The sequence below is a fragment of the Streptacidiphilus melanogenes genome, from assembly GCF_000787835.1.
Lineage (GTDB): Bacteria > Actinomycetota > Actinomycetes > Streptomycetales > Streptomycetaceae > Streptacidiphilus > Streptacidiphilus melanogenes.
In genome coordinates this window covers 43,977-61,693 of sequence record NZ_BBPP01000041.1, presented here as the reverse complement: position 1 = coordinate 61,693, position 17,717 = coordinate 43,977, and the positions used below count along the sequence as shown (strand labels likewise).

The 17,717-nt window shown below is 70.1% G+C and carries 17 protein-coding genes and 2 tRNA genes; 7 read left to right on the top strand and 12 right to left on the bottom strand.

Annotation, left to right across the window (positions count from 1 at the left end; genetic code table 11):
* Positions 1-53: 53 nt before the first annotated feature.
* A complete protein-coding gene (locus TR49_RS31550) occupies positions 54-2,681 on the bottom strand; it encodes a valine--tRNA ligase (protein ID WP_042387629.1) in 2,628 nt (875 codons plus the stop codon).
* A 135-nt stretch (positions 2,682-2,816) separates the two neighbouring features.
* Here TR49_RS31550 and TR49_RS31545 point away from each other — a divergent pair, with 135 nt between their 5' ends.
* The gene (locus tag TR49_RS31545) at positions 2,817-3,617 is read left to right on the top strand and encodes a hypothetical protein (RefSeq protein ID WP_042387627.1); all 801 of its coding nucleotides are present in this window, start codon (positions 2,817-2,819) and stop codon (positions 3,615-3,617) included.
* Between the two features lie 132 nt (positions 3,618-3,749).
* Entirely contained in the window at positions 3,750-4,502 is a 753-nt protein-coding gene (locus tag TR49_RS31540) for a peptidylprolyl isomerase (RefSeq protein WP_042387686.1), read from the top strand.
* Positions 4,503-4,550: 48 nt separating this feature from the next.
* Here the strand turns inward: TR49_RS31540 and clpX are convergent, their stop codons facing one another.
* From clpX to TR49_RS31515, 5 genes are all read right to left on the bottom strand, one after another.
* Complete coding sequence (clpX, locus tag TR49_RS31535) at positions 4,551-5,834, bottom strand: ATP-dependent Clp protease ATP-binding subunit ClpX (protein WP_042387684.1); 1,284 nt, start codon at positions 5,832-5,834, stop codon at positions 4,551-4,553.
* Positions 5,835-6,145: 311 nt separating this feature from the next.
* Complete coding sequence (locus TR49_RS31530) at positions 6,146-6,805, bottom strand: ATP-dependent Clp protease proteolytic subunit (protein ID WP_152627549.1); 660 nt, start codon at positions 6,803-6,805, stop codon at positions 6,146-6,148.
* Between the two features lie 72 nt (positions 6,806-6,877).
* Positions 6,878-7,495, bottom strand: coding sequence for an ATP-dependent Clp protease proteolytic subunit (locus TR49_RS31525; protein WP_042370496.1), 618 nt, complete (start codon positions 7,493-7,495; stop codon positions 6,878-6,880).
* Between the two features lie 246 nt (positions 7,496-7,741).
* Entirely contained in the window at positions 7,742-9,145 is a 1,404-nt protein-coding gene (gene tig, locus TR49_RS31520) for a trigger factor (RefSeq protein WP_042387624.1), read from the bottom strand.
* Between the two features lie 269 nt (positions 9,146-9,414).
* Positions 9,415-9,488 (bottom strand) — tRNA-Pro (locus tag TR49_RS31515).
* A 131-nt stretch (positions 9,489-9,619) separates the two neighbouring features.
* Here TR49_RS31515 and TR49_RS31510 point away from each other — a divergent pair.
* A tRNA-Gly gene (locus TR49_RS31510) sits at positions 9,620-9,690 on the top strand.
* Between the two features lie 105 nt (positions 9,691-9,795).
* On the opposite strand, the gene TR49_RS31505 is transcribed toward TR49_RS31510, so the two are convergent.
* Positions 9,796-10,263, bottom strand: a complete 468-nt coding sequence (locus TR49_RS31505; RefSeq protein ID WP_042387620.1) for a cupin domain-containing protein — start codon at positions 10,261-10,263, stop codon at positions 9,796-9,798.
* Between the two features lie 177 nt (positions 10,264-10,440).
* On the opposite strand from TR49_RS31505, the gene TR49_RS31500 reads away from it, so the two are divergent.
* Positions 10,441-10,737: a DUF3303 domain-containing protein gene (locus TR49_RS31500; protein ID WP_042387617.1), complete on the top strand. Its 297-nt coding sequence runs from the start codon at positions 10,441-10,443 to the stop codon at positions 10,735-10,737.
* A 108-nt stretch (positions 10,738-10,845) separates the two neighbouring features.
* The gene (locus TR49_RS31495; RefSeq protein ID WP_042387614.1) at positions 10,846-11,661 is read left to right on the top strand and encodes a DUF6348 family protein; all 816 of its coding nucleotides are present in this window, start codon (positions 10,846-10,848) and stop codon (positions 11,659-11,661) included.
* Between the two features lie 71 nt (positions 11,662-11,732).
* On the opposite strand, the gene TR49_RS31490 is transcribed toward TR49_RS31495, so the two are convergent.
* Both TR49_RS31490 and TR49_RS31485 read right to left on the bottom strand, forming a co-directional pair.
* Positions 11,733-11,930 (bottom strand): hypothetical protein, encoded by a 198-nt coding sequence (locus tag TR49_RS31490; protein ID WP_042370433.1) that lies wholly within the window; start codon positions 11,928-11,930, stop codon positions 11,733-11,735.
* Between the two features lie 246 nt (positions 11,931-12,176).
* On the bottom strand, positions 12,177-13,337 hold the full coding sequence (locus tag TR49_RS31485; protein ID WP_042387611.1) for a PP2C family protein-serine/threonine phosphatase: 1,161 nt from the start codon (positions 13,335-13,337) through the stop codon (positions 12,177-12,179).
* A gap of 152 nt (positions 13,338-13,489) precedes the next feature.
* Here TR49_RS31485 and TR49_RS31480 point away from each other — a divergent pair, with 152 nt between their 5' ends.
* The gene (locus TR49_RS31480; protein ID WP_042387608.1) at positions 13,490-14,026 is read left to right on the top strand and encodes a hypothetical protein; all 537 of its coding nucleotides are present in this window, start codon (positions 13,490-13,492) and stop codon (positions 14,024-14,026) included.
* A gap of 41 nt (positions 14,027-14,067) precedes the next feature.
* Here TR49_RS31480 and TR49_RS31475 read toward each other — a convergent pair whose 3' ends face one another.
* The 3 genes from TR49_RS31475 to TR49_RS31465 are packed head-to-tail and all read right to left on the bottom strand — an operon-like array spanning position 14,068 to position 16,022.
* The gene (locus TR49_RS31475; RefSeq protein WP_042387605.1) at positions 14,068-14,874 is read right to left on the bottom strand and encodes an Fpg/Nei family DNA glycosylase; all 807 of its coding nucleotides are present in this window, start codon (positions 14,872-14,874) and stop codon (positions 14,068-14,070) included.
* Positions 14,875-14,894: 20 nt separating this feature from the next.
* On the bottom strand, positions 14,895-15,380 hold the full coding sequence (locus TR49_RS31470; protein ID WP_042387600.1) for a ribose-5-phosphate isomerase: 486 nt from the start codon (positions 15,378-15,380) through the stop codon (positions 14,895-14,897).
* A 12-nt stretch (positions 15,381-15,392) separates the two neighbouring features.
* Positions 15,393-16,022 (bottom strand): biotin transporter BioY, encoded by a 630-nt coding sequence (locus TR49_RS31465; RefSeq protein ID WP_042387596.1) that lies wholly within the window; start codon positions 16,020-16,022, stop codon positions 15,393-15,395.
* A 292-nt stretch (positions 16,023-16,314) separates the two neighbouring features.
* Between TR49_RS31465 and TR49_RS31460 the strand changes: the two genes are divergently transcribed.
* On the top strand, positions 16,315-17,715 hold the full coding sequence (locus TR49_RS31460; RefSeq protein ID WP_042387591.1) for an amino acid permease: 1,401 nt from the start codon (positions 16,315-16,317) through the stop codon (positions 17,713-17,715).
* Positions 17,716-17,717: the final 2 nt, after the last annotated feature.

Genomic DNA, 17,717 nt, shown 5'->3' with positions numbered 1-17,717 from the left:
TCCCGACTGGGTGGTTTGCTCGCGCAGTTCCCCGCGCCCCTGGGCAGGTGCAACTAGCCCTTCGGGAGGGCCTCCAGCTGGGCGGTCAGGCGCTCGATGTCCTCGGTCGCCTTGGCGAGGCGGCCGCGGATCTTGTCGACCGCGGCCGGGGCGGCCTTGGCCACGAACGCCTCGTTGCCGAGCTTGGCCTCGGCCTGCGCCAGCTCCTTCTCCGCCGCCGCCAGGTCCTTGCTCAGGCGCTTGCGCTCCGCCTCGACGTCGATCGCGCCGGAGAGGTCCAGGGCGACCGTCGCGCCCGCGATCGGGAGGGTGGCCGTCGCGTGGAAGCCCTCCTCCGCCGGGGTGAGGCGGGCCAGGGACCGGAGCGCGCCCTCGTGGGCGCCCAGCGACGTGCCCTCCAGGGAGAGCTGCGCCGCGACCTTCTGACCGGGCTTGAGGCCCTGGTCGCTGCGGAAGCGGCGGACCTCGGTGATGACCTGCTGCAGCAGCTCGATCTCCCGCTCCGCCGCGGCGTCACGGAAGCCGCTGTCGGCGGGCCACTCGGCGATGACGACGGACTCGCCGCCCGTCAGCGTGGTCCACAGGGTCTCCGTCACGAACGGCGTGATCGGGTGCAGCAGACGCAGCGTCACGTCGAGGACCTCGCCGAGGACCCGTCGGGTGACGTCCGCGGCGGGGCCGCCCTCGGCCAGCGTGGACTTGGTCAGCTCGACGTACCAGTCGAAGACCTCGTCCCAGGCGAAGTGGAACAGGGCGTCCGTCAGCTTGGCGAACTGGTAGTCGTCGTAGAGGGCGTCCACCTCCGCGACGGTGCTGTTGAGCCGGGACAGGATCCAGCGGTCCGCCGCGCTCAGCTGCTCCGCGGCGGGCAGCGGGCCCTCCACCGTCGCGCCGTTCATCAGCGCGAAGCGGGTCGCATTCCAGATCTTGTTGCAGAAGTTGCGCGAGCCCTGGACCCAGTCCTCGCCGATCGGCACGTCCGTGCCGGGGTTGGCGCCGCGGGCGAGCGTGAAGCGGAGCGCGTCCGCGCCGTAGGCGTCCATCCAGTCCAGCGGGTTGACCGCGTTGCCGAAGGACTTCGACATCTTCTTGCCGAACTGGTCGCGGACCATGCCGTGCAGGGCGATGGTGTGGAACGGCGGGGTGCCGTCCATCGCGTACAGGCCGAACATCATCATCCGGGCGACCCAGAAGAAGAGGATGTCGTAGCCGGTGACCAGCACGGACGTCGGGAAGAACTTCTCCAGCGACGGGGTCTGCTCGGGCCAGCCCAGCGTGGAGAAGGGCCACAGGCCGGAGGAGAACCAGGTGTCGAGGACGTCGGTGTCCTGGTGCCAGCCCTCGCCCGTCGGCGGCTCCTCGTCGGGGCCGACGCAGACGATCTCGCCGTTCGGGCCGTACCAGACCGGGATCCGGTGGCCCCACCACAGCTGGCGCGAGATGCACCAGTCGCGCAGGTTGTCGACCCAGGCGAAGTAGCGGGGCTCCATCTCCTCGGGGTGGATCTTGACGCTGCCGTCGCGGACGGCGTCGCCGGCCGCCTTGGCCAGCGGGGCGACCTTGACCCACCACTGCATGGACAGCCGCGGCTCGATGGTGGTCTTGCAGCGCGAGCAGTGACCGACGCTGTGGACGTACGGGCGCTTCTCGGCGACGATCCGGCCGTCGGCGCGCAGCGCGGCGACGATCGCCGAGCGGGCCTCGAAGCGGTCCAGGCCGAGGAACGGGCCGTGCGCGGTGATGACGCCGTGCTCGTCCAGGACGGTGACGGCCGGCAGGTCGTGCCGCTGGCCGATCTCGAAGTCGTTGGGGTCGTGAGCGGGCGTCACCTTGACGGCGCCGGTGCCGAACTCCGGGTCGACGTGCGCGTCGGCGACGATCGGGATCCGACGGCCCGTCAGCGGCAGCTCGATCTCGGTGCCGACCATGTGCCTGTAGCGCTCGTCGTCCGGGTGGACGGCGACCGCGGTGTCGCCCAGCATCGTCTCGGCACGCGTGGTCGCGACGACGATGGAGTTCTCGCCCTCGCCGTAGCGGATCGAGACCAGCTCGCCCTCGTCGTCCTGGTACTCGACCTCGATGTCGGAGATCGCGGTGAGACAGCGCGGGCACCAGTTGATGATGCGCTCGGCGCGGTAGATCAGCTCGTCGTCGTAGAGGCGCTTGAAGATGGTCTGGACGGCCTGGGACAGGCCCTCGTCCATGGTGAAGCGCTCACGCGACCAGTCCACACCGTCGCCCAGGCGGCGCATCTGACCGCTGATCTGGCCGCCGGACTCGGCCTTCCACTGCCAGACGCGCTCGACGAAGGCCTCGCGGCCCAGGTCGTGGCGGGACTTGCCCTCCTTGGCGAGCTCCCGCTCGACGACGTTCTGCGTCGCGATGCCGGCGTGGTCCATGCCGGGCTGCCACAGGACCTCGTAGCCCTGCATACGCTTGCGGCGCGTCAGCGAGTCGATGATGGTGTGCTCGAAGGCGTGGCCCAGGTGCAGCGAGCCGGTGACGTTCGGCGGCGGGATGACGATGGTGTACGGCGGCTTCTCGCTCTTGTCGTCCGCCGCGAAGTAACCGCGCTCCACCCAGCGCTCGTACAGCGGCCCCTCTACCTCAGCCGGCGTGTACTGCGTCGGCAATGTCTCGAGGGCGCTGTCGACCCCGGCGTCGGCGGGGTGCTGGTTCATTTCGGTCACGACGGCAAGTTTAGAGGGCGGGTGTCCATGGTCACGAACGCATTCGCTCCGTGAACAACGGCCCCGCACGGTCCGGGACGATAAGGCGATGGACAGGGACCGGCCACGCTGGTCTGATAATCGACCATGTCGACCAATCCGCCTCCGGGCGGCTATCCCCAGCCCGAGTATCCGCAGGGCTACCCGGCGCCGGGCTCCCAGCCGCCGTACCAGCAGTCCCCCTACCAGCAGCCGGGTTACGAGCAGCAGGGTTCCGAGCAGCAGGGATACCAGCAGGCGTACCCGCCGCCGGGATACGACCAGGGCGCCGCCGCCTGGGGCTACTCCCCCGTACCGCCCAAGCGGTCGCACACGCTGCGCAACGTGCTGCTGATTCTGGCCGCCGTGGTGCTGGTCGGCGGTGGCGTGGTCGTGTACCTGGCCATGGACGTGGCCAAGTCCGTCGGGGCGAACAAGCTGGTCCCGCCGGCCTCGTTCCAGTCCTACGCACGCCAGGACGCCAACCCCAACCTCGCCGCCGTGCAGAGCAGCGCGCAGACCCTGGCCACCACGGCCCACCTGACGCCCACCGTCGCGATCTACGGAAGCTCCGCGACGAGCAGCAGCCCGTCCTTCCTCTTCATGGGCGGCTACGGCAGCACGCTCGGCGCCCAGTTCGGGATCAGCGACTTCTGGAAGGGCATGGGCGGCGACCAGGGCGTGTCGGTCAGCGACCAGACGAACGAGGCGGCCGGACCCCAGGGCGGCAGCATGCAGTGCGCCCAGGTCCACCTGGACTCGCTCGGCAAGAACCTGCCCGTCTGCGTCTGGGCCGACAACAGCGGCTTCGGCTCGATCATGGACTACTCCCGTGCCGGCTCCTCGGACCTGAGCGGCACCGCCGCCATGACTCTGGCCTTCCGGCAGGTCGCCGAGGTCAAGAAGTAACCGCACCGACGCCACCGTACGCGCGCCCCGTTCGTGCCCCGTCGCCCGCACCGGTCACACTTGTGTACCGACAGGTAGGCAACGGGGCACGAGAGTCAGAAGGAGCGAACGGTGAGCGAGGACCCGGGCGCCATGCGGCGGGCGCGGATCGAGGCGCTGCGCGCCCAGGAGCAGGCCAAGGCACGCAAGCGCAGGACGCTGGGCATCGGCGCGGCGGTGCTGGTGCTGCTGCTGGTCGTGGGCGGCATCCTGTGGGCGACGCTGGGCGGCTCGTCCAAGTCGTCGAGCACGGCGGCCTCCAGCACGGCCTTCTGCGGGAACGTCGTCTCGGGCAGCCCGACCACCAAGCAGTGGTCGCAGCCGCCCGCCATGAGCATCGACACCAAGGCGAACTACACCGCCACGCTGAAGACATCCTGCGGCGACGTCGGCCTGAAGCTGGACGCCGCGCACGCGCCGAAGACGGTGAACAGCTTCGTCTTCCTGGCCCAGCAGGGCTTCTTCGACCACACCCACTGCCACCGGCTCACCACCGCCGGCATCTACGTGCTGCAGTGCGGTGACCCGACGGCCACCGGCACCGGCGGCCCGGGCTACAAGTTCGCCGACGAGAACCTGAACGACGCGGCGATCCAGGGCGGCACCTACCCTGCCGGGACCCTGGCGATGGCCAACTCCGGCCCCAACACCAACGGTTCGCAGTTCTTCCTGGTCTACAAGGACAGCCAGCTGTCGCCGAACTACACGCCGTTCGGCACCATCACCTCGGGCCTGGACATCCTGAACCACATCGCCCAGGACGGGAGTGACAACTCCAACGGCCAGGGCGACGGCAAGCCGAACGACACCGTCGTGATCAACTCGGTGCCGGTGACCAAGCAGTGACGCAAAAGGGGTCCGGGGCGAAGCCCCGGACCCCTTTCGGTTCGTTCCTTACGCGCTCTTCTCGCGGCGCTCGCGCTGGGCGCGCAGGTCGCGCGGGACCAGCGTCGGGTTCACGTGCTTGAGGACCACGTCCTCGTCGACGACCACGCGGGCGACGTCCTTGCGCGAGGGGACCTCGTACATCACGGACATCAGCACCTCCTCCATGATCGCGCGCAGACCGCGGGCGCCGGTGGAGCGCTTGATCGCCTGGTCGGCGATGGCCTCCAGCGCCTCGGTGGTGAACTCCAGCTCCACGCCGTCCAGCTCGAAGAGCCGCCGGTACTGCTTGACCAGCGCGTTCTTCGGCTCGGTGAGGATCTGCAGCAGCGCGTCCCGGTCCAGGTTGTGCACCGAGGTGATCACCGGCAGACGGCCGATGAACTCGGGGATCATGCCGAACTTGACCAGGTCCTCCGGCATGACCTCACGGAACATGTCGCTGGAGTCGATCTCGTGCTTGGAGCGGATCGGGGCGCCGAAGCCGATGCCCTTCTTGCCCGCGCGGCCCTCGATGATGCGCTCCAGACCGGAGAAGGCGCCACCCACGATGAACAGCACGTTCGTGGTGTCGATCTGGATGAACTCCTGGTGCGGGTGCTTGCGCCCGCCCTGCGGCGGCACCGAGGCCGTCGTCCCCTCGAGGATCTTCAGCAGCGCCTGCTGCACACCCTCGCCGGAGACGTCACGCGTGATCGACGGGTTCTCGCTCTTGCGGGCGACCTTGTCGATCTCGTCGATGTAGATGATCCCGGTCTCGGCCTTCTTGACGTCGTAGTCGGCCGCCTGGATCAGCTTGAGCAGGATGTTCTCGACGTCCTCGCCGACGTAGCCGGCCTCCGTCAGCGCCGTGGCGTCCGCGATCGCGAACGGCACGTTCAGCATCCGGGCCAGGGTCTGCGCCAGCAGCGTCTTGCCGGAGCCGGTGGGGCCCAGCAGCAGGATGTTGGACTTGGCCAGCTCGATGCCGTCGTCGCGGCCGTGCTTGCCGTTCTCGCCCGCCTGCACGCGCTTGTAGTGGTTGTAGACGGCGACGGAGAGGGCCTTCTTGGCGACCTCCTGGCCGACGACGTAACCGTCGAGGAACTCGTAGATCTCGCGGGGCTTCGGCAACTCCTCGAAGCGCACCTCCGAGGTCTCCGCGAGCTCTTCCTCGATGATTTCGTTGCACAGGTCGATGCACTCGTCGCAGATGTACACGCCTGGCCCGGCAATGAGCTTCTTCACCTGCTTCTGGCTCTTGCCACAGAACGAGCACTTGAGCAGGTCGCCACCGTCACCGATGCGTGCCACGAGGTGCTTCCCCTTCGCCAAAGGCTCCTCAAGGGGCGGAGCCTGGTGCTTGGTATCCGACGGTACTCCGTCAGGAGCCGCGATTCGCCGTGTTCGACGGCTTCCCACTTCCGCCCTGGGCGAATAAACGAATCGGCCGGATCAGGATGTCGGTACTGACGATGGTGCCAGGCGTCGCCCCGGGCTCCAAGAGCGGGGGGCGGTCTGGCTGCGTGGTGCTGGTCTCAGCCGGCGTTCGGCCGGGCCGGACGAGTCCGGGCGCGGTCACGGACCGCGCCCGGAGCATCACTCGACGCGCAGGGCGGTCGGGATCAGACCGCCTCGGTCTTGCGGGTGGAGATGATCTGGTCGATGAAGCCGTACTGCAGGGACTCCTCGGCGGTGAGGATCTTGTCGCGCTCGATGTCCTCGGAGATCTCCTGCTGGCTCTTGTTCGAGTGCTTGGAGAGCAGCACCTCCAGCAGCTCGCGCATGCGCTGGATCTCGGCGGCCTGGATCTCCAGGTCGGAGACCTGGCCGCGGCCGGTCTCGGTGTACGGCTGGTGGATCAGCACGCGGGCGTTGGGCAGCGCCATGCGCTTGCCCGGCGTGCCTGCCGCCAGCAGCACGGCCGCTGCGGAGGCCGCCTGGCCCATGCAGACCGTCTGGATGTCGGGCTTGACGTACTGCATGGTGTCGTAGATCGCCGTCAGCGCGGTGAACGAGCCGCCGGGCGAGTTGATGTACATGGAGATGTCCCGGTCCGGGTCCATCGACTCCAGGCACAGCAGCTGGGCCATGATGTCGTTGGCCGAGGCGTCGTCGACCTGGGTGCCCAGGAAGATGACGCGCTCCTCGAAGAGCTTGGCGTAGGGGTTGTACTCGCGGTAACCCTGCGAGGTGCGCTCGACGAAGCTGGGCAGGATGTACCGGCCCTCGGCGATCATGTTGTCGACGCGCGACTGCGCGGCGGACAGGCTGGGGATGTTCATCGGGTTCTTCCGTCCTCCGGGACGATGGTCGACTGGGTGGCGACTGGTGGTGGTGCCGGGGCTGCCGAGGGCTCAGGCGCCCGTGCCGCCGCCACCGGGGACGTCCGAGGCACTGTGCATGATCTGGTCGATCAGGCCGTACTCCTTGGCCTCGACCGGGGTGAACCAACGGTCGCGGTCGGAGTCCTTGGTGATCTGGTCCACCGTCTGACCGCTGTGCTCGGCGATGAGTTCGGCCATCCGGTGCTTCATCCGGACCAGCTGCTGGGCCTGGATGCGGATGTCGGTCGCCGAGCCGCCGAGACCGGCCGAGGGCTGGTGCATCAGGATCTCGGCGTTCGGCAGCGCGAAGCGCTTGCCCTTGGCGCCGGCCGTCAGGAGGAACTGGCCCATCGAGGCGGCCATGCCCATCGCGATGGTGACCACGTCGTTCTTGATGTACTGCATGGTGTCGTAGATCGCCATGCCGGCCGTCACCGAGCCGCCCGGGGAGTTGATGTAAAGGAAGATGTCCTTTTCCGGGTCCGCGGCCAGCAGCAGCAGCTGCGCGGTGATCTTGTTGGCGATGTCGTCGTCGACCTGCTGGCCGAGGAAGATGATGCGCTCGTTGAGCAGACGGTTGTAGACCTGGTCTCCCAGACCGCCACCGCCGATGTCACCGGCGGCACGCGGGGTCACAAGCCCGGGCATGGAGATCTGCGGAATCGTCACGTATCCACCTGCTCGTTGTTGACACGACGGCTGGTCGTCGAGGGCCGCCGTCACAGCGTTTCCACCGACCCTAACGCGCAGTGCTGGTCCGGCCATCCCTCAAAACCGACCTGTTCGCTTTGAGCGTCACGTGTCGTGCTCTGCGCGAACAGGGGAACACCGGAACGGCGCAGGGCCCGGACCGCGTGACGCGGTCCGGGCCCTGCTGTTTCAGACTGCTGAGGCTCAGGCCTCCTCGGTCTCCTCGGCCGCAGCCTCGACCTCGACGGTCGGGGCGGCCTCGGACACCTCGGCGTCCTCGTCCTCGTCGTCCGCGAAGTCGACCGGGTTGCCCTCGGTGTCGACGACCTTGGCGGCCTCGACGACGGACGCCAGGGCCTTTCCGCGGACGACCTCACCGACGAGCAGCGGCACCTGGCCACCCTGGACGACCTGCTGGGCGAACTGGTCCGGCGTCATGCCGGAGCCGGCGGCACGGCGCAGCAGGTGCTCGGTGAGCTCCTCCTGGCTGACACCGAGCTCCTCCTTGGCCGCGATGGCGTCCAGGACGAACTGGGTCTTGATGCCCTTCTTCGCCTGGTCCTCGAGCTCGGCCTGGAAGTCCTCGGCGGACTTCTCCTGGAGCTTCAGCCAGGCGTCCATGTCGATGCCCATCTGGGGCAGCTGGTGGTGCTCCAGGTTGTGCTTGCGGGTCTCGATCTCGTCCGCGAGGAGCTTCTCCGGGTACGGCATCTCGACGAGCTCGAGCAGCTTGTCGAGGACGCGCTCCTGGGCCTGGGTGGCCTGGTCGAACTCCTTCATGCGGGCGAGCCGCTTGCGGGAGTCGTCCTTCAGCTCGTCCAGGGTGTCGAACTCGCTGGCCATCTGGGCGAACTCGTCGTCCAGCTCCGGGAGCTCCTTCTCCTGCACGGCCGTGACGGTGACGGTGACCTCGGAGTCCTTGCCCGCGGCGGAACCGCCCTTGAGCTCGGTGGTGAAGGTCGCGGAGCCGCCGGCCTCCAGGCCGATGACCGCGTCGTCGATGCCGTCCAGCAGGCGGCCGGAGCCGATCTCGTAGGTCACGCCGGTGGCGGTGCCGTCCTCGGGGACCTCACCGTCGACCTTGGCCTCGAGGTCCACGACCACGACGTCGCCCTCGGCGGCGGCGCGCTCGACGGCCTTGACCGAGGAGAAGCGCTCGCGCAGCTGCTCCAGGCTCTTGTCGATGTCCTCGTCGGTGACCTCGATCGGGTCGACCTCGACCTCGATGGTGCCGAAGTCGGGCAGGGTGATCTCGGGACGGATGTCCACCTCGGCGGTGAACTTCAGGTCGCCGCCGTCGGCGAGCTTCTCGACACCCTCGATCTCGGTGATCTCCGGCTGGCCGAGGACGTCGATCTTGCCCTCCTCGACCGCCTGGCCGTAGAACTTCGGCAGCGCGTCGTTGACGGCCTCCTCCAGCACGGCACCGCGGCCGAAACGCTGGTCGATGACGCGAGCCGGGATCTTGCCCTTACGGAAACCCGGAACCGTGACCTGCTGGTTGATCTTCTTGTACGCCGCGTCGAGGCTGGGCTTGAGCTCCTCGAAGGGCACCTCGACGGTGAGTCGAACCCTGGTCGGGTTCAGAGTCTCCACGGCGCTCTTCACGGTTGGGTCTCCTTGGGGGCTTTACGGTCGGTGTGTCCGCCACGGCCCGGTCTTCGGGCACGCGGCGAGACGGGTGATGCGTCCTGTTGACTAATCGCCCGCCGGGCTGTGTCGGTGGACCCCACACACCCGCGACCATCGCCGCGGTGCGCAGACGCCACCAGCGACCCATCCTACCGGTACCACAATCAGCCTTCGCCCCCACGGCCCGGGCAGCTGTTTTCGCAGCTCAGCATGGGTGCTTTCGCACGTTCACATGCCCTGCGCAGTCGGGGTGACCGGATTCGAACCGACGACCTTCCGCTCCCAAAGCGGACGCGCTACCAAACTGCGCCACACCCCGTTCGTCTCGCGAGACGTAGCGTACATGCTGCAGGGTCGCCACCCGAGCGAATTCGACTTCGACGCCGCGCAGGTCAAGTGGTGTGCATCCGCCCGCCCGCGTCCGCTACCCTGATCCACGGCGCAAGCCCCGCGGGCGTAGCTCAATGGTAGAGCCCTAGTCTTCCAAACTAGCTACGCGGGTTCGATTCCCGTCGCCCGCTCGTACGCCGAAGGCCCAGGTCAGGGACGTTCTCCCCGGCCTGGGCCTTTCGCGTTCCAGGGGCCCGGCACCCTGGTGCGCGCGCCCCGAGCCGGATGGTGGTCGCTCACGACCCCGGCGGCAGGTACGGCTCGGTCGAGTAGCGGGCCATCACCTGGAGAATGGCGCTCTCCTCCACCTCGTCCGGGCTTCCGTACTGCGCGATCAGGGCGGACAGGTCGCGGAAGTAGCCGATGTAGAGGTCCGGAGCCACCGTGCAGCTGAAGGACGCCCACTCGGCGGGGTCCGGGTTCGAGAAGGTGTGCGGAACGCCGATCGGCGCGGTCACCACGCCTCCGGCGGCCACGTCGACGTGCTCGCCGGCCGATGTGAAGCGCATCGTGCCGGACAGGACGTAGAACGTCTCGGAGTGCCGACGGTGGATGTGCTGGGGCGGCCCGCCGCTGTTGGGGGGCAGACGGTCCACCATGACCCCCACCCGGTGCCCGGTGTGGGAGCCGTCCTCCAGAATGCGCATCCCGGTCGACTCGGCCAGCACCTCGCCACCGCCCGCCGGGACGAGAATGACATCCATGGCACGCCCCTCTGCCTGTGACGAGAACGCCGGGCATTTCCACGCTACGCAGCTCGCCCCAGCCGGGCATGCGGGAGGGAGCCGGGGCTGTTCCGCCTCCCGGAGTGCGGGGTGCGTGCGGCGCTCCTAGCGTGGACGGTGCAGGCATCCCCTCGTCCCTCGTCCGAGGGAGGCATCGTGCTGTACGTGATGACGTTCGAGTGGCAGCCCGGGCTCACCCGGGAGCAGCGGGACGGCGCGCTGGCGCGCAGGGCTGAGTGGCAGTACCCCGCGGGGTTCTCCGCGGAGGGCGAGTACTGGCTCGGCGGTGAGAGTCCGGCGGTCGTGGTCGTGTTCCAGGCCGAGAGCTTCGCGCCGATCATGGAGGTGGCCCTGGCCTGGGGCGACGTGTTCCGCATCAACACGCTGCCGGCGGTGACGGCGGCCGAAGGTCTGGCGATGGGCGCCGCGGCGCTGGCGCAGCGCGGCGTGTGAGCGGCCGGGCCCGTCCCGGCGAAGAACCCTGCGTCCCGCAGGAGTCGTGAACAGCTGCTCGCGGTACGCTCGGCGCGGCTTCACAGGGGCTTCACGAGGGGCGGCAGGTTGCGAGCCGAGCAGCGGCTGGACGTGATACGGCGCAGCGTGGTGCGGGAGATGGCCGCGCTCGGACGTCGGTTCCACGTCGACGAGCAGGTCGTGCACGGCCCGGGGAGCACGGCCGTGGCCGTGCGTGAGCACCGCGACCCGGGTGCGGACGCCGGGGCCGTGCCGCATCTCGACCTCGGCTACGCGCTGCGGCTGGGCGACGGCGAGGGGCCGGTCGTCTGGGACTGCGTGAGCGGGCTGGGCCGCACCGAGGAGCAGCGGCTCGAGAACGGGGTGCGGATGTGGCGCACCACGACCGCGGCGGCGGTCGTCGAGCTGCTGGAGCGGCGCGGCGTGCACGGGGACGTCTTCCCGCCCGGCGCGCCCGCGGGGGTGCCCGGCTGGTACTCGGTGCAAGGGCCGGCGGCCGTCTTCGGGTTCCGCAGCGAGCCGCTCAGTGCCTGGGTGGAGGGCAACCACCTGCTGCCCGCGCTGGCCGTGGAGGTACTGCCGCATCTGGACGAGCGCGTGCTGCACGGAGTGCGCTTGTTCTTCGGCGGGCGCGCCAACGACGAGATCGCCGAGGTGCGCGTCGACGGCGAGCCGGTGCCCGCCGCATCGGCGGCCCTGCGTGCGCTCGACTGGCCACGCGGGGAGCACCTTGCCTGGGCTCGGTGCCACCTGCTGCTCACGCGCGACCCGGACGCCCTGCGCGATGCGGAGACCGCGTCGCCGAAGACCCCCTCCGGACCGTCGGACGCGACGCCGCTGGGCGACGCGCGGACGCGGAGTCAGCCGCCCGCGCCCATGGCCCTGTTGCGCCGGTTGCTCTGATTCATCCCGCCGTACCGCTCAGGTGGGTCACACGAACTCGTGCCGGCCGTGCCGAGCCCGTGCCGAGGGGCTCACTTCGTGATCTGGTTGATCGTGTCGGCGATCTGGGTGAGGAAGGTCTGGATCGGGGCCGCGGCCGAGGTCTTCGCCAGGAAGAAGCCGAAGAGCACCGCGAGAGCCGTGTAGCTCATCTTGATGCTCTTGTTCCTGAGGAACACCACGAGCAGGATCCCCAACAGGACCACCGCGGAGATGGAGAAGGTTGTCACGGGCCCCACTTCCTCGCTTCGAGCGTGACGACGGCTACGTCAACAGCTGAGGGACGCCCGGCGCCGAGGCCACACCGCGTCACCACGGCACCACCCCCAGCTCACGCTCGCCCGCTTAGTCAGTCTCTCCGGATCAACGGGCTCCGTAAAGCGGTTCTGGCTCACACTGCACTGCCGGAGTGCACTATCAGCCGAGATTGTCCGAAGATCGTGTGACGGATGGTACAAGTGCGGCCAGCGATACGCCTATTCGCGCCAGAGCAGCAGAAGGGCCCGGTCGTCGCTGCGGTCCTTGGCGACCCTCTCGATCAGCCGCCAGGCGGAGCCGGCGAAGGTACTGCCGATCAACCGGTCGGCCTCGCCCATGAGTCGGTCCATGCCCTCGGACAGATCCCGGCCGGGGGCCTCGACCATGCCGTCCGTGCAGAGCATCAGCACGTCGCCGTGGGCCAGCACGCCGCGCACGCCCTCGAACTTGGCGCCGTCGTAGATGCCGAGCAGCGGCCCCTCGGCCTCCTGCGTCTGCCAACGACCGGTGCCGTTGACCCGCTGCATGCCCGGGAGATGACCGGCCGACAGTAGTTCGTACTCGCCCGTGTCCAAATCCAGCACCAGGTGGACGGCGCTGGCGAAGCCCTCCTCCCAACCCTGGCGCAGCAGGTAGCCGTTGGCGGCCGGGAGGAAGTCGTGCGGGGGCAGTGAGCCCAACAGGCCGCCGAACGCGCCGGAGAGGAGCAGCGCGCGCGAACCGGCGTCCATGCCCTTGCCGGAGACGTCCGCGAGCACCGCCTCCAGCACCCGCTTGCCCGTGCCGGTCCGGGCGGCGACGACGAAGTCGCCGGAGAAGGACTGGCCGCCGGCCGGACGCAGCGCCATCTCGGCGTGCCAGCCCGCCGGGAGGGCCGGGATCCGGCTCTGCACCTTGAGCCGCTCGCGCAGGTCGAACAGCATCGACCCGCCGCGTCGCCACGGCACCCCGACGCGGCTGCGGAACTGCGCCAGCACCAGCCCGACGGCGCCGACCGCGCCGACGGTCAGCACGCTCCCCGGCGTCACCCGGGTCAAGTCCCCGCCGTCGTAGGGCCCGAGCAGCACCGACTCGGCGGCGAGGGCCGCCGCCGCGGCGGCGTACAGAAGCACGAGACTGCTGGGCCGCAGCAGCAATGCGCCGGAGATCACCGGCATGACGAGCACGGTCGGCGGGAACCAGACCGGAAGCGAGACGGTGGCGAACGTGAGCAACGGCACGAGGAGCAGCAGGGAGACGAAGGCGATCCAGTCCGCGCCGTCCCCGCGGAAGTAGTCCACGGCGGCCCTGCGCACCCGTCGCCAGGCCCGTCGCTGCGCCCTGCGCAGGCGGACCGTACGGGTGTCGACCGGGTGTCCCCCGGCGTCGCGGCGTGCCATGTTCCGGAGACCCTACCGACCGCCGCCGCCGCACGTCGACGTGTCGCGGTTGCGGGCTGCAGCGATCGCGCCATTTTGAGGCGGACCCCGAGCCGGTCGCGGGCGGCGGCCCTGACGAGACCGTCGCGCCCGGCTCAAGATAGCGTCGGCGTATGTCTACCGCGACCGACCGCAGGACCCGCCCCGCGCAGGTGAAGGCCAGCCTGCCGCTGCTTCTGGTGATCTCCGTCATAGGGCTGGGGTTGGTCTTCCTGGGCGGCTACCGGGCCGCGTACTCCACGGGGCTCGCCGGGACGCCCGGGACGCTGACTGTGGCCTCGTGCGGCGCCTCCGGCACCGGCGGCTGCACGGGCGTGTTCCGCGCCACGGACGGCTCGGTCACGGACCCGGTGGCGACGGTCCCGGCCTCCGGCCATCCCGCCAAGGGCCACACGCTGGACGTCGACCGCCTCGGCGCCGGTGACTACGGCCCGATCAGCCTGTCCCACTCGGTGGGCTGGCTCGCGCTCATCCTGTTCGGCCTGATGCTGGCGGGTTCGCTGCCCTCCGCCCTGCTGGGCCGCCGGGCGGAGCACAGCCCCCGGGCCGCGCGCGGGGCGGGACGGTTGGGCTTCGCGGTGCTGGCGCTGCTGGTGGGCGCGGGGGTGTTCGGCGTGATGGCCCTGGTGCTCACCCTCACCACCTCGTGACCTCGTGACGTCGCCCGCCGAAACTGATCGTTGACGGGCCGTCAGGCCTGGCAGCGGGGGCACCAGAAGAGGTTGCGGGCCGCGTGCTCCTCGGTGCGGACCTCCGTGCCGCAGACCAGGCACGGTCGGCCTGCTCGGCGGTAGACGTAGACCTCGCCGCCGTGGTCGTCGACGCGGGGCGGGCGGCCCATCGCCTCGGGGGTGTGCTCGGGGCGGACGGTGTCGATGCGGTTCAGGCGGACGCCGTCACGCATCAACGGGCGCAGGTCGTTCCAGATCGCGTCCCACTCGGCGCGGTCCAGGCTGCGGCCCGGGCGGTGCGGGTCGACGCCCTGTCGGAAGAGGACCTCGGCGCGGTAGACGTTGCCGACGCCGCACAGGACCTTCTGGTCCATCAGCAGGGCGGCGATGGTGGTGCGGCTGCCGCTGATCCGCTTCCAGGCCGCGTCGCCCGTCTCCTCGGAGCGCAGCGGGTCGGGCCCGAGGCGGGCCTCGGCCTCCTGCTTCTCGCCGGGGGTGACCAGCACGCACCGGCTCGGGCCGCGCAGGTCCGCGTAGGCCTCGTCGGAGGCGATCCGCAGCCGGACCTGGCCGACGGGGTCAGGGGCGGGGCCGTGGCCCCAGAAGACCTTGCCGTAGAGGCCGAGATGGATGTGCACCCAGCCTGCGGCTCCGAAGCCGAGGAAGAGGTGCTTGCCCTTGGCGTCGGTCGCGCTCAGCTCGTGGCCGTCCAACTGCCGTGCGGCCTCGGCGAACGGGCCCTGCGGGCTGGAGACGGCAACGGCCTGGCCGCCGAAGACCCGGTGGTATTCGGCGGCCAGTCGGTGGATGGTGTGGCCCTCGGGCACGGTTGCTGCGGCGTCCCTGCTCAGCCCTGCGGGTGGTGGGCCGGGATGGGCGGCAGCTCGCCGGTGGTCTCGTACTCCGTCAGCATGTCGATGCGACGGATGTGGCGCTCCTCGGCGGAGAACGGCGTGTTGAGGAAGACCTCCAGGAAGGAGGTGGCGTCCTCGACGCTGTGCATGCGGCCGCCGATGGAGATGACGTTGGCGTTGTTGTGCTCGCGGCCCAGCTTGGCCGTGTCCAGGCTCCAGGCCAGCGCGGCGCGGACGCCCTTCACCTTGTTGGCGGCGATGGCCTCGCCGTTGCCGCTGCCGCCGATGACGACGCCGAGGGCCTCCGGGTCCGCCGCGGTGCGCTCGGCGGCACGCAGGCAGAACGGCGGGTAGTCGTCGACCGCGTCGTAGATGTGCGGACCGCAGTCGATCGGCTCATGGCCGGCCTCGGTCAGCCACTTCACGAAGTGCTGCTTGAGCTCGAAACCGGCGTGGTCGGATCCCAGGTAGACGCGCATGGCGCGATTATGTCAGCCCTGGTCGCCGGAGGCGCGGCGGCCGGCGATCTTCCAAGCGGCGGGGAGGAGGCCGGTCGCGACAGCGATCTTGAGGGCGTCGCCGAGGAGGAACGGGTAGAGGCCGAGGGAGGCGGCCTGGGCGAGGGAGACGTGCGCGGCGGCGGCCAACCACGGGACGCCGACGGCGTAGATGGCGAGGTTGCCGAGTGCCATCGCGCCCGCCGTGCGCAGCGGCGAGCGGTCGGCGCCGCGCCGGGCCAGCGCGCCGACGAGCGCCCCCGCGACGACGAAGCCGGCGACGTAGCCAAGGGTGTACAGCACCGCGCCGGTCGCGCCGGAACTGCCGCCCTGGAACCACGGCACGCCCGCGATGCCGGCCAGCAGGTAGAGCGCCATCGAGGCCGCGCCGCGGCTGGTGCCGAGGGCGGTGCCGACGAGCAGCGCGGCCAGCGTCTGACCGGTCACCGGCACCGGCGAGCCCGGCACCGGCACGGACAGCTGCGCGGCCAGACCGGTGAACGCGGCACCGCCGAGGACGAGCGCGGCGTCGCGGACTCGCGCGCGACCGCGGGTGGCCCCGGCGGCGGGCAGCAGGTCGGCGAGGACGGCGCCGGGACGGGCGATCGGTGCGGCGAGGCTCACGGCTGGGCTCCTGTGGTCCTGTGGGGTGGTGGGTGGGTGTCGGGCAAGGAGTGAACGATCGTGAACCTATCCCCACGGGCGAGCCGAGCGCTTAGGGCGCTTCCCACAAAACCGCAGGTCAAGGCTTAGGCAAGCCCGACGGCTCGACAACGGAAAGCGGTCGAAGCGTCGCGCTGGGTGATTTCGCCGTTCGCATGCTGGCCGCGCGGGCCGGGATCCCTGCCGACGCAGGCACCATTGCCCGAATAGTGAGCACACCGGTTCAGTATTCGAACACCTACCTGCAGGACAGATGAGCACCACGACCGCACCTCAGCCCTCGCAGCAGAGCACTCCGCAGACCGGCCGGCCCGCGACGCCGGGCCTGTCCCACAGCCTCCGGCCGCGCCACCTCTCGATGATCGCCCTCGGCGGCGTCATCGGCGCCGGCCTCTTCGTCGGCTCCGGAGCCGGCATCGCCGCGGCGGGCCCGTCCATCGTGCTGGCCTTCGCGGCCTCCGGCGTGCTGGTCATGCTCGTCATGCGGATGCTCGGTGAGATGTCCGCCGCGCGACCCGCCTCCGGTTCCTTCTCGGTGCACGCGGAGAAGGAGATCGGCGCCTGGGCCGGGTTCGCCTCCGGCTGGCTGTTCTGGCTGCTGCTCTGCGTCGGCGTCTCCGCCGAGGCGACGGGCGCCGCCGGCATCATGACCAACTGGCTGCCCGGCACGCCCACCTGGATGTGGGTGGCCCTGTTCATGGCCTTCTTCTGCGCGAGCAACCTCACGGCGGTGAAGAACTTCGGCGAGTTCGAGTTCTGGTTCGCCGCGATCAAGGTCGCGGCGATCGTCGGCTTCCTGGTGCTGGGCGTGCTCGCCGTGCTCGGCGTCGTCGGCAAGGGCGCCCCCGGCCTGGACAACCTGACCGGCCACGGCGGCTTCCTCCCCCACGGCGTCAACGGCCTGGTCACCGGCCTGCTCGCGTCCGTCTTCGCCTACGGCGGTCTGGAGACGGTCACCATCGCCGCGGCCGAGTCGAAGGACCCCGTGCGCAGCGTCGGCAATGCGGTGCGGACCGCGATGTGGCGCATCGCGATCTTCTACGTCGGCTCGATGGCCGTCATCGTCACCCTGCTGCCCTGGAACAACCCGAACGTGGTGAAAACCGGCCCCTACGTCGCGACCCTGAACCTCATCGGCGTCCCGGCGGCGGCGCAGATCATGAACGTGGTCGTCCTGATCGCCCTGCTGAGCGCGATGAACGCGAACATCTACGGCTCGTCCCGGATGGCGTACTCGCTCGTCCAGCGCGGCCTCGGCCCCAAGGCGCTGGCCCGCGTGCGCGGGGGTGTGCCCCGGCTCGCCGTGCTGGCGTCCTCGGCCTTCGGCTTCTTCGCGGTGCTGCTGAACTTCTGGTGGCCGACGACGGTCTTCGCCTGGCTGCTGAACGCCGTCGGGGCGGCGGTCCTCGTCGTGTGGGCGTTCGTCTGCGTCGCCCAGCTGCGGATGCGCAAGCGCGTCGAGCGCGAGGCGCCGGAACGGCTGACGGTGAAGATGTGGGCCTTCCCGTACCTCACCTGGGTGACCCTGGCGGGCGTCGTGGCCGTCCTCGCCCTGATGCTGCTCAGCCACGGCAACCGCGTCCAGCTGGCGACGACGCTGGGCGCGACGGGGGTCCTGTCGGGACTGGGCCTGCTCTGGGCGCGCAAGAGGTAGGT